Here is a 14,015-nt window from a genome sequence, read left to right as displayed (position 1 = left end):
TCGCAAACGATCTGGATGCTCTCGCTGCGAAGCTGGACGATACCCAGTTGGTGGCGCGGGCAGAGATTGGGTCGCACGGCAAGGGGATGGGCCGTGGGCTTTTTGAAGAAAGTACCTCAACTGGACGATGTGATCGCACGATTGGAGTGCGCAGACCAACTTGAGGAATTGCAAAACGTCATCGAATGGCTGCGGCACCACTACGCCGTCGACCACATGGTGTATCACTGGGTCGCCAGCAGCGGCACGCAATACGGCTGTGGCACCTATGATCCGCAATGGGTCGCACGGTATGTTGAAAAGGGATACCTTCGGATCGATCCGGTTGTTCTGGGGTGTTATCAGCGCTTCCACCCGGTAGATTGGAAACGGCTGGATTGGTCCGGCAAAGCGGCCCGCGCCTTTCATAACGATGCGATGGCGCATGGTATCGGCAACCAGGGCTATTCGATTCCGATCCGGGGGCCGAACGGCCAGTTTGCGCTTTTCACGGTCAGCCATAGTTGCAGTGATGCGGAATGGGCCTGCTTTACCGAGCTGAACCGCCGGGACCTGATCTTGCTGTCACATTACTTCAACCAGACCGCGCTCAAGCTCGAACCGGGCCGCGCGCCAGAGCCGACACAACCCCTGTCGCCCCGCGAGGTCGAGACTATGTCTCTCTTGGCGGTGGGGTATAGCCGCGCACAGGTCGCCGATACGTTGTCGATCTCGGAACACACGTTGCGCGTCTATATCGAAAGCGCACGCTTCAAGCTCGGGGCGATGAATACGACGCATGCAGTGGCGCGCGCAATGGCCAGAGGTCAGATCGTGGTCTGAGGCGCCGCGAGGCCGTTCGAAAATACACATTACGCCGCAGCGCAACACCCAACGGTCGCGGCGACAAGAAACAATTCACCTTTGGTCTCCAGCCTTCCTCCACCAATGGAGGGCAAGCTGATGATTCGGTATCTGTACGGCGATCAATTAAACTCGCATCGATTGCTGGAGCGCACGATGTTCGAGGATCGCGCGGACCAGTTCAAGACACGATTGGGATGGGAGGTCAGCGTCGATGCGACTGGACAGGAACGCGATGAATACGATGACCTTAATCCGCTCTACGTGATTTGGGAACGATCCGACGGGACACATGGCGGGTCGATGCGGTTCCTGCCCACCACGGGCCGCACAATGGTCAACGATCATTTTCTGGCCCTGACAGATGGTGTGGCGATCCAAAGCCCGGCAATTTGGGAATGCACCCGCTTTTGCCTGTCGCGCCAACCCGATTCCGGCACTGCGGCGGCGCTGATGCTTGCGGGGGGCGAGATCATGCAGGGATTCGGCGTGGAGCATTTTGTTGGAGTGTTCGATGCGCGAATGGTCCGGATTTACAACCGCATCGGGGCCGCGCCAGAGATGCTGGGCACGCAGGGAACCGGGCGGCAATCGATCAGTGTCGGGCTTTGGGAATTCACCCACGCGTCCCAGAAGCAGGTCGCGCGCGTCGCCGGTCTGCCGCTGGACGCGTCGCGGCAATGGTTCGAAGAGTCTTTCGGCGATGTTGCGATGCAACCTTTTAACAACGCCGCCTGACTCTGGTGCCTGCGGACGCAGAACGATAGAGTCTCACCATGAATGTTCCTGCGCCCATATACTCAGATGATCAGGCCGTCGCGCATGATGCCGTGACAGAGATGCTGCGCGATGCGGGCGTTGATCTGGATGACGGCGTCCTGTTGCCGCCACGCGACGGCACGCCAAATATCATGGCGATCACCGGAAAGGCCGGTTCGGGCAAGACACTGCTTCTGGCCGAACTGTGCAAGAGTTTGCAAAGCGCCGGTGTCGATATCGTGTCCGGCGATTACGAAGGACGGCGGCGCAAGGATCGTCGCACGCTGGCGGTTCTTGCCCCGACGAACAAGGCGGCGTTTGTGCTGCGCATGCGGGGGGTTCCCGCGACGACGATCCATCGGATCCTCTACACTCCGGTTTACGATCCCGAATACGAACGCATCGCCGAATGGTTGATGGGCAATGGCGAAAAGCCGGACATCGAGGACCTGACCGACGACGCGCTGGTCCGTGCGCAGGCGTCTTACGAATCGCACAAGTCGATTCCCGCGGCGCTGGCTGCCGCGGGGTTGCGCGGATCGGATTTCATCACCGGCTGGAAGCGGCGGGATGATCCTCTGGACATCGGTTTCGTCGACGAAGCGTCGATGCTGGATGAAAAGCAGGTCAAGGATCTGCGCGAGATCTTTCCCAATCTCCTTCTTTTTGGCGACCCGGCGCAGCTCGCGCCGGTCAACCAATCCGGCAAGATGGTGTTTGAAACCCTTCAGCCCGAGCAAGTCTTGAACCTGAGCCGGATTCACCGACAGGACGCCGACAACCCGATCCTCGATCTGGCGCATGCGCTGGCGGATCCGTCGCTGGATTTCGACGGTTTCGAGAAAATGGTCGAAGACATCTCCCGCACCGATGACCGGGTCGTCCTCGGTCAGCGTGTCGAGGTGGACCTGATGGCGCGGTCGCCGGTGCTGGTCTGGCGCAACGCGACGCGAATTCGACTGATCAATGCGTTCCGCGCGGTGCATGGTGCGCCCGAAGATTCACTCCTGGAAGGAGAGCCGCTGGTTTGTGACGGGCTCGAATTGCCGCTGAAACACAGGAAAAAGCGGTTGGATCTGGAGGCGCGTGGACTGATCAAGGGGGCGCAGGTGGTTTATCTGGGGCCGGGGCGCAAGCCGGGGTTTTCCCGCTTGCACGTGATTGGCGCCGAAGAGCCGCAAGTCTCGGCAGCGTCGATCGTCAAGATCGAAAAACCCGACCTTGAGGAGCCGTTCATTCCGTTTGCGGCGCGGATGGGCGCCACCTTTCTGCATGGCGCGGCGGTGACGATCCACAAGGCACAAGGCTCGCAATGGGATGCGGTACAGGTGTTCGCGCCCGATCTTTACGCCGCCGCCCGGATGGGGCGGACCGAGGCAGGGCAACCGCTGTGGAAACGGCTCGCTTACGTCGCGATCACACGCGCATCGACGCGGCTGCACTGGGTTGTGCGAAACAGATTGTCGAAACCGACCGGACCATTGCGGATAGATGATCTGAAAGCAGCGCCGGCCGCGCCGCTGGAACTGGCGGCGCAGGCGGAGGCCTGAGATCAGAGTTTGACGATCTGTTTGCCCGTGTTGCCGCCGTTCAGCATGGCAATGAATGCAGCAGGTGCGGCCTCCAACCCGTCGGCCACGTCCTCCAGGTAGGCGATGTCTCCCTTGGCGACTTTCGGACCCATGTCGGAAAGGAAAGCCGGGTATTCGTCCCAGTGGTCGAAGATGATGAAGCCCGACACCCTTAGCCGCTTCACGAGGATGCTGCGCCACATTGCGGGCAATTGGTTGTCTTCGGCGATATTCGCGCCGCCATACCAAGCAATCATGCCGCAGACCGGAATGCGGCCATGCACGTTCATCAGTGGCATTACGGCTTCGAGCGGTTTGCCACCCACGTTCTCCCAGTAGATGTCGACACCGTCCGGTGCAGCCTCGGCAATCGCGGTGCGAAGGGATTTGGCGGTGTCATGCGCACGGTGGTCGATTGCGGCGTCAAACCCGAAGGTGTCCGTGGCGAGGCGGCATTTTTCAGGCCCGCCGGCGATCGCGATGGTGCGCAGGCCCATGCCTTTTGCAATTTGTCCCACCATCGACCCCACCGGGCCGGTCGCTGCGCCGACGACCAGCGTTTCGCCTGCCTTTGGTTTTCCGAATCTGTGCAGCCCGACCCAACCGGTCAGGCCCGGCATGCCAAGAACGCCCAAGGCAGTCGTTGGCGGAAGCGTTGGATCGAGCTTGCGCAGCTCCGATCCGGGCAGGCAGGCGTGGCTGGCCCAGCCTGTCATGCCCGTCACCATATCACCGGGGTTGAACCCGTCGGTCTTGCTTTCCAGGACACGGCCTACGCCCTGTCCTGTCATGGTGCCGCCGATATCGACCGAGGGCGCATAGCTTTTCACATCGTCCATCCGCCCGCGCATGTAAGGATCAAGCGACAGATGCGTGACTTCTAGCAGGACATCTCCGGTGTCCGGTATCGGCAGCGGTTCACTGACAAGCTTGAAATCCTCCGGCACCGGGGCACCGGCGGGGCGACGGGCGAGGGTGATGCGGGTCAGAGTGCCTGACATGAAGATCTCTCCTGATGATTTGTATTGCGCCGAATGGGCCGCAGACCCAGTGTATCCGGAACCATGGCGCGGAAGGCAAGGGAGGGCTTGATGCACGCAATGATGATGAACCGGCCATTGTCGGTGATCGAAGTGCTGCGCTACGCGGCAGAGATTCATGGCAGCGGTGAAATCGTTTCAGTGCGGACCGAGGGTGATCTGCACCGCCAAAGCTATGCCAAGACATTTGCCCGCACCGGGCAATTGGCGCATGGACTGGACGCGCTGGGCGTCGGGCAGGGCGACCGCGTGGCGACGCTGGCATGGAACGGATACCGCCATTTCGAGCTGTACTACGCGATTTCAGGCATGGGGGCAGTGTGCCATACGATCAATCCACGTCTGTCGGCGGAACAGATGCTCTATATCATTGGCCATGCCGGGGATCGGATCCTGTTCGTCGATGTGACGTTTATCCCGATCCTCGAAGCGCTGGCCGATCAATTGCCCAAGGGTCTTGAACTCGTCGCGATGACGGATGCCGCGCACATGCCGGACAGCAAGCTGGACCTGATATGCTACGAGGACCTGTTGGGTGATCACCCGGCCGAGTACGACTGGCCGGATCTGCCAGAGAATACGGCGGCGGGATTGTGTTACACGTCCGGGACAACCGGGAATCCCAAGGGCTCGCTCTATTCGCATCGATCTACGGTGTTGCACGCGCTGTTCGTCGCAGTGACGCTGCCGCGGTCTCTTCACGAGGGCGCGCGCCTCTTGCCGGTTGTGCCGATGTTCCATGTCAATTCCTGGGGCATGCCCTATGCCGCGCCGCTTGTCGGCGCGTCCTTGATCATGCCGGGGGCCAAGCTCGATGGGGCATCGCTTTTTGACCTGATGCAGAGCGAAAAGGTCACGGCAAGCTGGGGCGTTCCGACTGTCTGGCTGGGCCTGCGGGCTGAGATCGAGGCGCGGAGCGTGCCGCCATCCACGCTTGATCAACTGGTGATCGGTGGCTCTGCCGCGCCGCGCAGCATGATCGCGTTTTTCGAAGATCAAGGCATAGACGTCTGCCATGCCTGGGGCATGACAGAGATGAGTCCTATTGGCACCACCGGGCAATTGTCCATCGACATGCAGGATGCGCCGTTCGATGACCGCATGGCGCGCAAGGCGCTGCAGGGTCGGCGCATGTTCGGAGTCGACCTCAAGCTCGTTGGCCAAGACAGTCAACGCCTGCCGCATGACGGCGTGGCGGTCGGAGAGCTTTTCGTACGCGGCAACGCCGTGATCTCGGGCTATTTCAACGATGAGGCGGCAACCGCAGCGGTGATGGACAGCGACGGCTGGTTCGGTACCGGAGACGTGGCAAGCATAACGCCGGACGGGTATTTGGGCATCCAGGATCGGTCCAAGGACCTTATCAAATCGGGCGGTGAGTGGATCAGCTCGATCGATCTGGAAAACGTGGCAATGTCCCATCCGGACGTTGCCAATTGTGCCGTGATCGCGATCAGCCATCCGAAATGGGACGAACGACCGGTCCTCGTGGTGCAAGGGAAGGAGGGCGCACAGCCGGAGTTAGAGTCCTTTCACGCCCTGATGGCGCCGCATTTCGCCAAGTGGCAGTTGCCGGACGATGTGCTTTACGTCGATACCCTGCCGCTGACTGCTACGGGAAAGGTCTCCAAACTGATGTTGCGCAAACAGTTTGCCGACTACGTGCTGCCGGAGGCCCGTTGAGGGTGGCTCGGACGGACCTGTCGATCCTGGACCGCTGTCCGGATCGCCCGGATGTTTTCGCCATAGGGCTGAGGGTCGGACACGGAGCCGCCTTTGAACACCGACGATCCAGCGACCAGCACATCCGCCCCTGCGGCGGCAACCAGTGGCGCGGTGGAGGGATCGACGCCCCCGTCGACTTCGATATGCACGTCCCGGTCTCCGATCATCTTGCGCAGCTCGGTTACTTTATGCACGCAGGAATGGATGAACTTCTGTCCGCCGAAACCGGGATTGACCGTCATCACGCAGATCAGATCCACCATATCCAGCAGCGGTGCAGCCGCGTCTGCGGGGGTGCCGGGATTGAGCGCTAGGCCCGCCTTGGCACCTGTGGCGCGGATTGCCTGGAGCGTGCGGTGGATATGCGGTCCGGCCTCGACATGGGCGGTGATGATGTCTGCCCCTGCCTGGGCGAAAGCGTCGATATAAGGGGCGACAGGGTCGATCATCAGATGCACGTCCATCACGGTCTTGATATGCGGCCGGATGGCGGCGCACATGGCCGGACCGAATGTGATATTGGGCACGAAATGCCCATCCATGACATCGACATGAACCCAGTCAGCACCCTGTGCTTCGACCGCGCCGATTTCGGCACCGAAATTGGCGAAGTCGGCGGCAAGGATCGAGGGGGCGATTTTCACCGAACGGTCAATTGGCATGTGTTGGCTCCTTTGCGCGCGGACTTAGTACCCGGCGTCGCGATCCACAAGGTGCAAGAACGGCTCACCGGCCTCGCCGCGCCGGATGTTTTCGGCAATCACGCGTGCCGCGCTGGGCGGGCGGGTTTCCGACGCGACATGCGGGGTGACCGTGACATTCGGGTGTGTCCAATAGGGATCATCCGCCGGAAGCGGCTCCGTGCGGAAAACGTCCAGCGTTGCATGGCCGATCCGGCCATTGTCGAGCGCCGCGAGAAGCGCGGCATCTTCGATCAATGTGCCACGACCCGGATTTATGAGGATCGCGCCCTTGGGCATCAGGGCCAGCGTCTCGGCATTGATCGTGTTCTCGGTCTCGGGTGTGCTGGGCAAGAGCAGGATCAGGATCTGGGAGGTTTCCAGGACCGATTGTAGCCCGTCCTTTCCGTGATACGCGGTGATCCCGTCGATGGATTTCGGGGTCCGCGCCCAGCCGGACACGGGAAACCCCAGATCGCTCAAGGCCTGACCGCAGGCAGTGCCCAAGGCACCAAGACCAAGGAGGCCCACCGGGCGATCGGCAGCGATCGGGGGGGCCTTTGCAGCCCATTCGCAATCCGGGTTCACGATATGCGCATCCATCCCGAGGTGATGGCGCAACGTATGGCCGACGACCCATTCAACCATCCCCTGCGTCAGCCCCTCGTCATCGACCATGCGCGCAAACGGCACTGTGAGCGTGGGGTTTTTCACCGCGCTTTCCACACCTGCCCAGAGGTTCAGAACGGCCTTGAGTCGTTTGTAGGGTGTAAAATCCTGCACGTCGGAATTGGGCGCATAGACGATGTAATCGACCCCGCCAGGCTCCATGTCGGTGGACAGCGCATAGTCGATTCCGATCGCGTCCAGAGCGCGGCGCAGGGGCGTTTCGTATTGCGCCCAGCGGTCCTTGTGGGCGGCGAAAAGAATATTGACGGACATGGGTTACCTCGGACGGTGAATATGTGCGCTTTGTACAAGGCCGAACGCGATCATCAAGACCAGCATCGCCGATCCACCATAGCTGACCAGCGGCAAGGGCACGCCGACCACCGGCGCCAGACCCATCACCATCGACATGTTGACGGCAAAGAACAAAAAGAACGTGACGCCAATCCCTAGGATCAGCAGAGATGAATACCGGTCACGGTTTTTCAGTGCCGATATGATGCAGAACACCAGGATCAGCACATACAGGAACAGCAAGGATATGCCCCCGACGAAGCCGAATTCCTCGGCCAGCGTGTTGAAGATGAAGTCTGTGTGTTTTTCCGGCAGGAAGTTGAGCCGCGATTGCGTGCCCTGCATGAAACCGCGCCCGGTCCAGCCGCCGGACCCCATAGCGATCTTGGCCTGCGTGATGTGATAGCCCGCGCCCAGTGGATCCGTGCTTGGGTCGAGAAACGTATCGATCCGGCGGAACTGGTAGTCCTTGAGCAATTGCCACTCCGTCCCTCGGCTGAGAAAGATCGTGTACAGGCCGGCCAAACCAGCGGCAATGACGCTGCCGAAATAGGCCCAATGCACACCGGCCAGGAACATCATGAGACCACCGCCCATGATCAGCAGGATGGCGGTGCCGAGATCCGGTTGGGTCAGGACCAGGAAGGTGGGCAAAAGAATGATGAAGATCGGGATCAGCACCCAGAAGGGGTGCGACGTTTTCTTCATTGGCAGCCAATCGTAATAGGCGGCGAGGACCATCACCATCGCGATCTTCATCAGCTCCGAGGGTTGCAGCCGCATGAAGCCAAGGTCGATCCAGCGCTGGGCGCCCATGCCGACAGATCCGATGAATTCCACCGCCACCAGCAAGGCCAGCGCGATCAGATAGGCCATGACGGACATATTGCGCCAGAACCAGATCGGCACCATCGCCACGACGAACATGACCGCCAGACCCAGCGCGTAGCGTTTCATCTGCGGCTCGGCCCAAGGGCTCATGGACCCGCCTGCAACCGAGTACAGCATCAAAAGGCCGACACCCGCGACGGCCGTGAGAAGAAGCACGAGCGGCCAGTTGATGAACAGCATCTTGCGCCAGCCTGCCGGGACGCTCTTGACGGTGTATTCAAGATAACTCATGCCCGGCTCCACCCCTCCGGATCGTTGGCGCGAAGGACCTGCTGCAGGCGGTCCTGCTGGGTGCGGATGCGTTCGCGATCCTTGGCAGGGTAGGCCTCGAGCGGTGGGCTGTCGCCGTAGAGTGCCTGCAAAGTCACATCGCGCGCAATCGGTGCGGCTGCGGCGGACCCGCCGCCACCATGTTCGACAACCACCGAAACGGCGATCCTGGGATTATCGTAAGGCGCATAGTTCACGAAGAGCGCGTGGTCCCGGCGATTCCATGGCAGATCCTCGTTGCGGGTCACGCCGCGCGCACGTTCGGCGGCGGTGATGTTGCGCACTTGGCTGGTGCCGGTCTTGCCCGCCATCCGGTATGCTTCATCGATGATACGGGAACTATAGGCCGTGCCCCGGCGGTTGTTGCTCACAGAGAACATCGCACGCCTGATCTGGCGCAGGTGGTTTTCGTTGAACCCCAACGCCTCGCCTTCCTGTGCTGGCGGCGTGACGCCATCGACACTGCGCACCAGGCGCGGAACAACCGCCTTGCCATTGGACAGGCGCGCGGCCATCACCGCAAGCTGCAGCGGCGAGGTCAGGACAAAGCCCTGTCCAATGGCGGCATTCACCGTATCGCCGATCACCCAGCCAGCCCCGCGCTCGCGCTTTTTCCAGTCCTTGTCGGGCATCAGGCCATTGGTCACAGCGGACATGCCGATGCCAAAGGCCTGGCCCAGCCCGAGCCGCCGCGCGGTCTGCGATATCCGTTCGATCCCGACTTTCAGGGCGAGGTCGTAAAAATAGACATCGCAACTTTCCCGCAGCGATTCTTCAAGGTCCATGTGCCCGTGGCCTGCCCGTTTCCAGCAATGGAACCGGCGACCACCGACCTCCATGTGACCGGGGCACCAAACGGTTTCATCGGGGGCGACCACGCCGGCATCCATTGCGGCCAGTGCCGTGACCATCTTGAAGGTCGATCCGGGCGGATAGGCATCCTGAACCGTCTTCGAGGCCAGCGGACGGTGATCATTGTCGCGCAATTCGCCGTAGTCCGAAACCGAGATCCCGCGCACGAACTCGTTCGGATCGTAGGAGGGCGAAGAGGCAATCCCGAGCAGATCGCCATTGGTGACATCCATCACCACGACCGAGGCGCTTTCGTCGCCCAGCCGGGCTTGAATATAGGCTTGCAGCCTGCTGTCGACGGTCAGCTGAAGGTCTGCGCCGGGCGCGCCTTCGCGGCGACCAAGTTCGCGCATGACACGGCCAACGGCGTTTACCTCGACATGCTTGGCCCCGGCACGACCCCGCAATACCTCTTCGTGGCGCGCCTCTATCCCGACTTTGCCAATTTGGAACCGGGGAATGCGCAGCACCGGATCAGGGGCTTCATATCGTGCAAGGTCACGGTCGCTGACCGGGCCGACATAGCCGACGACGTGGGCAAAATCCCGGCGGCGGGGATAGACCCGAGACAGGCCGACCTCCGGTGTCACACCGGGCAGGGCCGGGGCATTCACCGCGACACGGCTGATATCCTCCCATGTCACACGCTCGGCCACGGTGACCGGCAGGAACGGCGCGCTGCGCTGCATCTCCGTCAGCGCGCGGTTCAGCTCGCCCTCGTCCAGTTCCACCAGCGACGACAGCCGCGCGATCACGTCGTCGACATTGCCGGCGTCCTCCTTGACCATGGTGATCCGGTAGGACAGTTCGTTTGCGGCAAGGATCATGCCATTGCGGTCGAAGATCTGGCCACGGGTGGGAGGGATCAGGCGGATGTTGATGCGGTTCTCTTCGGCGAGAAGGCGGAATTCATCCGCCTGATCGACCTGAAGATGCTGCATCCGCAGACCGAGGGCCGCCGAAAAGGCAAGCTGTACCCCGCCAAGGATGACACCGCGGCGGGAAATCCGGCGGACGCTTTCGGCTGAATCCTTTGGTGATCGTCTCATATCGGTTTGCCAAATCTGTCCACGTCACCTGGCGCGGCGCGCCTTACGCCCAAAAGCGCATAGGATACCGCGACGACCACCGGGTAAATCGCAATGGTCATGAGCAGCTGCACAAGGCTCAGACCTAATACACCTGGCGAAGGCATCAGGAGCATTGTCACTGCGCGATAGATCATGGTGATCACCACCAAGGTACTTGCGAAGGTGAGCCATTCAAGGACAAAAGTCGATTCGCGCTGTCGCCGCTCGCGAGATTTGAGCCATTCCGCCGCACAAACCACCAGGACGGCCCACAGGCCGGGAGGGCGTTGCAGCATCATGTCCGCCATCAGCATCACCAAGGCGACCAACAGCATCGGCACGTAATCGGGCCGCCGGACGGACCATGCAAAGATGATGGCCACCAGAACATCCGGTCCGGCCCATTGGCTGGGTGCCGGGTTCAGCGGCAACAAATGGAAAAACTGGATGATCAGGGCCAGAAACACGAACAGCAGACGCATGCCCCAGGTCTTCAGCAGGCCGGGATCCATCAGTTTTCACGCTCTGACGTTGTTGCGTCGACATCGGGTTCTGTGGTGGGGGCCGCAGTCGGAGGCGTTTCCGGCAGGATCAGGGCGGACGGGTTGGACACCCGGCGCGCGCCGTGATCCCGCAGAACGCGCAGGAATTCGAGCCGTTCGAAATCAGCCGCAGGACGCGTGCGCAGGCGTCCGCCGGGGTCTTGTGCCACCTGACCGATCAACAAGCCGGGAGGGAATACGTCGCCATCGCCCGAGGTTACGATGCGGTCACCGGGGCGCACCTGGTCGGGGTTTTCCAGAAAGTCGATGGGCGGCGCCGGGCTGTTGTCGCCGACGATCAATGCGCGCTGACCCGACGGCTGGATCGTCGCGGGAATACGGCTGGTGGCATCGGTGAGCATGATCACACGGCTGGTGTTCGCCCCGACGCCCGACACACGCCCGACAAGCCCCGTCCCATCCATCGTGGCCCATCCGTCAACGATTCCGTCTCGCGATCCGACATTTATCAGCAATGACTGGCGAAATGGTGAGCCACTGTCAGCCAGAACAACGCCGGTGATATAGGTCAGGCGCGGATCGAGCCGAACGTTGTTCAGATCGCGCAGCTTGGCGTTTTCCTGTTCCAGTTGCAGCGCCGCTTCCTTCCAGGACGACATCTGGCGCAGCTCGCGGCGCAGCTCCTGGTTTTGTTCGTAAATCCGTTGGTAACTGCGAAAATCACGGGCCAGGTTGACCGTTGCCGTCACCGGCGCCATCGCCCAGTCAAAGCTGGGCAACACCCTGTCGATCACTGCCGCACGGAAGCGTTCAACGCGTGGGCTGTCGATGCGCCAGATGAAAAAGAGGCCCAGAAGGCACAGGATCACTGCCGCCAGCAGCAATCGCCGCAGCGGGGTTGTGTAGGCTTCGCTGTTCGTGCCGTTCTTTGCCACGATTCCCCTTTCCCGAAAGGGTGGTCAGATCAGCTATCGTAGTCAATCGCGTGGCGCAGCTGCTTTTCGTATTCAAGTGCCTTGCCGGTGCCCAAGGCCACGCAATTCAGGCTTTCGTCGGCAATCGAAACGGCCAGCCCGGTCTGCTCGCGCAGGGCAAGGTCCAAGTCTCCCAGCAGGGCGCCGCCCCCGGTGAGCATGACACCGCGATCCACAATGTCGGCGGCAAGGTCTGGCGGGGTGGCTTCGAGGGCCGTCATCACCGCTTCGCAAATTGCCTGGACCGGCTCGCTCAGCGCTTCGGCCACCTGGGCCTGGCTGATCTCGGTTTCCTTGGGCACGCCGTTGAGCAAATCGCGCCCCCGGATCTGGATCGACGATCCACGTCCGTCATCGGGCATCCGCGCCGTCCCGATGGAGGTCTTTATCCGTTCGGCGGTCGATTCGCCGATCAACAGGTTCTGCTGGCGGCGCAGATAGTTGATGATCGCCTCGTCCATCCGATCCCCACCCACGCGGACCGAGCGGGCGTAAACGATATCGCCAAGCGACAGAACGGCGACTTCAGTGGTGCCGCCCCCGACATCGACAACCATGTTGCCCGTCGGGTCCGTGATCGGCATGCCCGCGCCAATGGCCGCCGCGATGGGCTCTGCGATCAGCCCCGCCTTGCGCGCGCCAGCCGACAGCACCGACTGTCGGATTGCCCGCTTTTCCACCGGGGTCGCGCCATGCGGCACGCAGACGATGATCTTGGGTTTGGAAAAGGTCGACCGTTTGTGAACCTTGCGAATGAAATGCTTGATCATCTCTTCGGCCACGTCGAAATCCGCGATTACACCTTCGCGCATCGGACGGATCGCCTCGATACTGCCGGGAGTTCGGCCCAGCATCAGCTTGGCATCCTCGCCGACGGCCAGAACCTTTTTCTGTCCATCCTTGATGTGGTAGGCCACCACAGACGGTTCCGACATGACGACCCCGCGTCCCTTGACGTAGACAAGCGTATTCGCTGTCCCGAGGTCGATGGCCATGTCCGATGAAAACATGCCCAGCAATTTGTCCAGTCCAAACATCTGTGATTTGCCTCAAGCCAATACGCCTTAGGTCTCCGACTCCATGAGGCCGCAAACCGTGGGTCTTATAGGTGTGGTTTCGGAGGTGCGAAAGGGGCGGGATGCAGTTTACGGCGTGAATCTGCCATACCGTGCCAATGGCTGTTTGCGCAGGACGCACATCGGGGCATCTGCCTGCAATTTTTATCGCATTCGAAACGGTCTGACGAATTCAGCCGCGTCTTTGCGTGACGGGCATCACGCATTGACGTTTTGCCTTGGAAACACCGTGATGCAACCGCTTTTGGACCGTGAAGCAAACCCAGAATAACCTCAAACGGCCAGAGGACTTGTATGGTAGTCAAATTTTTAAAAGGTATTCTCAAACTTGGGTTCTACGCAGCCGGTCTGGCCGCAATCGTCGGCATTTGGGACTATACCCGGCAAGCCAAGATGGCCAACTACGACTATTCGACGGCACAATACTCAGTGTCGGTTCTCGACCGCTATGGCGCCGAGGCGGAATTTGTCCTCTCCAGGCTGGAGGTTGCGCGGAACGGGCTGCAAACTGGCGCCGAATGGGCCGGTGCGTCTGACATGCTCGACACGCTCCCCCTGCCTTCCGCCGTGCCTTCCGGTGTCGCCGCCGAAGCCAACCAGGGCGAAACCGGGTCCGAAGGCACCATCGAACCCGTGGCAGGCGCCGAGGGCGTGGTGCACGTCAATGCAACAGCCGAGGTCGAACTGGCCTTGGCGGAAAGCGCGCTTGCGCCGGAAACATCCCTTTTCCCGCGGGCGCGAGCCGCGCGCTAAGGGTCTGAATCGACGACGCGTCGTTTTCCTGCCGCAACGTGTCGG

The 14,015-nt window shown here is 61.2% G+C and carries 13 protein-coding genes; 5 read left to right on the top strand and 8 right to left on the bottom strand.

Annotated elements, in window-relative coordinates; all coding sequences use genetic code 11:
• The first annotated feature begins 93 nt into the window (after positions 1-93).
• From LCF59_RS02515 to LCF59_RS02505, 3 genes are all read left to right on the top strand, one after another.
• Positions 94-822 (top strand): LuxR family transcriptional regulator, encoded by a 729-nt coding sequence (locus LCF59_RS02515; RefSeq protein ID WP_292285263.1) that lies wholly within the window; start codon positions 94-96, stop codon positions 820-822.
• A 120-nt stretch (positions 823-942) separates the two neighbouring features.
• Positions 943-1,581 (top strand): acyl-homoserine-lactone synthase, encoded by a 639-nt coding sequence (locus tag LCF59_RS02510; protein WP_292285261.1) that lies wholly within the window; start codon positions 943-945, stop codon positions 1,579-1,581.
• Positions 1,582-1,619: 38 nt separating this feature from the next.
• Positions 1,620-3,152: an ATP-dependent RecD-like DNA helicase gene (locus LCF59_RS02505; RefSeq protein ID WP_292285259.1), complete on the top strand. Its 1,533-nt coding sequence runs from the start codon at positions 1,620-1,622 to the stop codon at positions 3,150-3,152.
• A 2-nt stretch (positions 3,153-3,154) separates the two neighbouring features.
• Here the strand turns inward: LCF59_RS02505 and LCF59_RS02500 are convergent, their stop codons facing one another.
• Positions 3,155-4,174, bottom strand: a complete 1,020-nt coding sequence (locus LCF59_RS02500; protein ID WP_292285257.1) for an NADP-dependent oxidoreductase — start codon at positions 4,172-4,174, stop codon at positions 3,155-3,157.
• A gap of 90 nt (positions 4,175-4,264) precedes the next feature.
• On the opposite strand from LCF59_RS02500, the gene LCF59_RS02495 reads away from it, so the two are divergent.
• Positions 4,265-5,896, top strand: a complete 1,632-nt coding sequence (locus LCF59_RS02495; RefSeq protein ID WP_292285255.1) for a long-chain-fatty-acid--CoA ligase — start codon at positions 4,265-4,267, stop codon at positions 5,894-5,896.
• Here the strand turns inward: LCF59_RS02495 and rpe are convergent.
• From rpe to LCF59_RS02460, 7 genes are read right to left on the bottom strand one after another with little or no spacing between them, the layout of a single operon-like run.
• Positions 5,872-6,600: a ribulose-phosphate 3-epimerase gene (gene rpe / locus LCF59_RS02490; RefSeq protein ID WP_292285254.1), complete on the bottom strand. Its 729-nt coding sequence runs from the start codon at positions 6,598-6,600 to the stop codon at positions 5,872-5,874. The genes LCF59_RS02495 and rpe overlap by 25 nt on opposite strands.
• Before the next feature lie 24 nt (positions 6,601-6,624).
• Positions 6,625-7,560 (bottom strand): glyoxylate/hydroxypyruvate reductase A, encoded by a 936-nt coding sequence (locus tag LCF59_RS02485; protein ID WP_292285252.1) that lies wholly within the window; start codon positions 7,558-7,560, stop codon positions 6,625-6,627.
• A gap of 3 nt (positions 7,561-7,563) precedes the next feature.
• Positions 7,564-8,703: a rod shape-determining protein RodA gene (rodA, locus tag LCF59_RS02480; protein ID WP_292285250.1), complete on the bottom strand. Its 1,140-nt coding sequence runs from the start codon at positions 8,701-8,703 to the stop codon at positions 7,564-7,566.
• The gene (gene mrdA, locus LCF59_RS02475) at positions 8,700-10,643 is read right to left on the bottom strand and encodes a penicillin-binding protein 2 (protein WP_292285248.1); all 1,944 of its coding nucleotides are present in this window, start codon (positions 10,641-10,643) and stop codon (positions 8,700-8,702) included. The genes rodA and mrdA overlap by 4 nt, the downstream gene beginning before the upstream one ends.
• Positions 10,640-11,146, bottom strand: a complete 507-nt coding sequence (locus tag LCF59_RS02470; RefSeq protein WP_292285246.1) for a rod shape-determining protein MreD — start codon at positions 11,144-11,146, stop codon at positions 10,640-10,642. Before LCF59_RS02470 ends, mrdA begins: the two co-directional genes overlap by 4 nt.
• Positions 11,147-11,175: 29 nt before the next feature.
• Positions 11,176-12,102, bottom strand: coding sequence for a rod shape-determining protein MreC (gene mreC, locus LCF59_RS02465; protein ID WP_292285244.1), 927 nt, complete (start codon positions 12,100-12,102; stop codon positions 11,176-11,178).
• A 29-nt stretch (positions 12,103-12,131) separates the two neighbouring features.
• Entirely contained in the window at positions 12,132-13,178 is a 1,047-nt protein-coding gene (locus LCF59_RS02460; protein ID WP_292285242.1) for a rod shape-determining protein, read from the bottom strand.
• 333 nt (positions 13,179-13,511) lie between these two features.
• On the opposite strand from LCF59_RS02460, the gene LCF59_RS02455 reads away from it, so the two are divergent.
• Positions 13,512-13,970, top strand: a complete 459-nt coding sequence (locus tag LCF59_RS02455; RefSeq protein ID WP_292285240.1) for a hypothetical protein — start codon at positions 13,512-13,514, stop codon at positions 13,968-13,970.
• Positions 13,971-14,015: the final 45 nt, after the last annotated feature.

It is taken from the genome of Marivita sp. (assembly GCF_020055675.1).
GTDB lineage: Bacteria > Pseudomonadota > Alphaproteobacteria > Rhodobacterales > Rhodobacteraceae > Marivita.
Note: the sequence above shows the minus strand (reverse complement) of the source record. Positions and strands in the feature narration are given on the sequence as shown.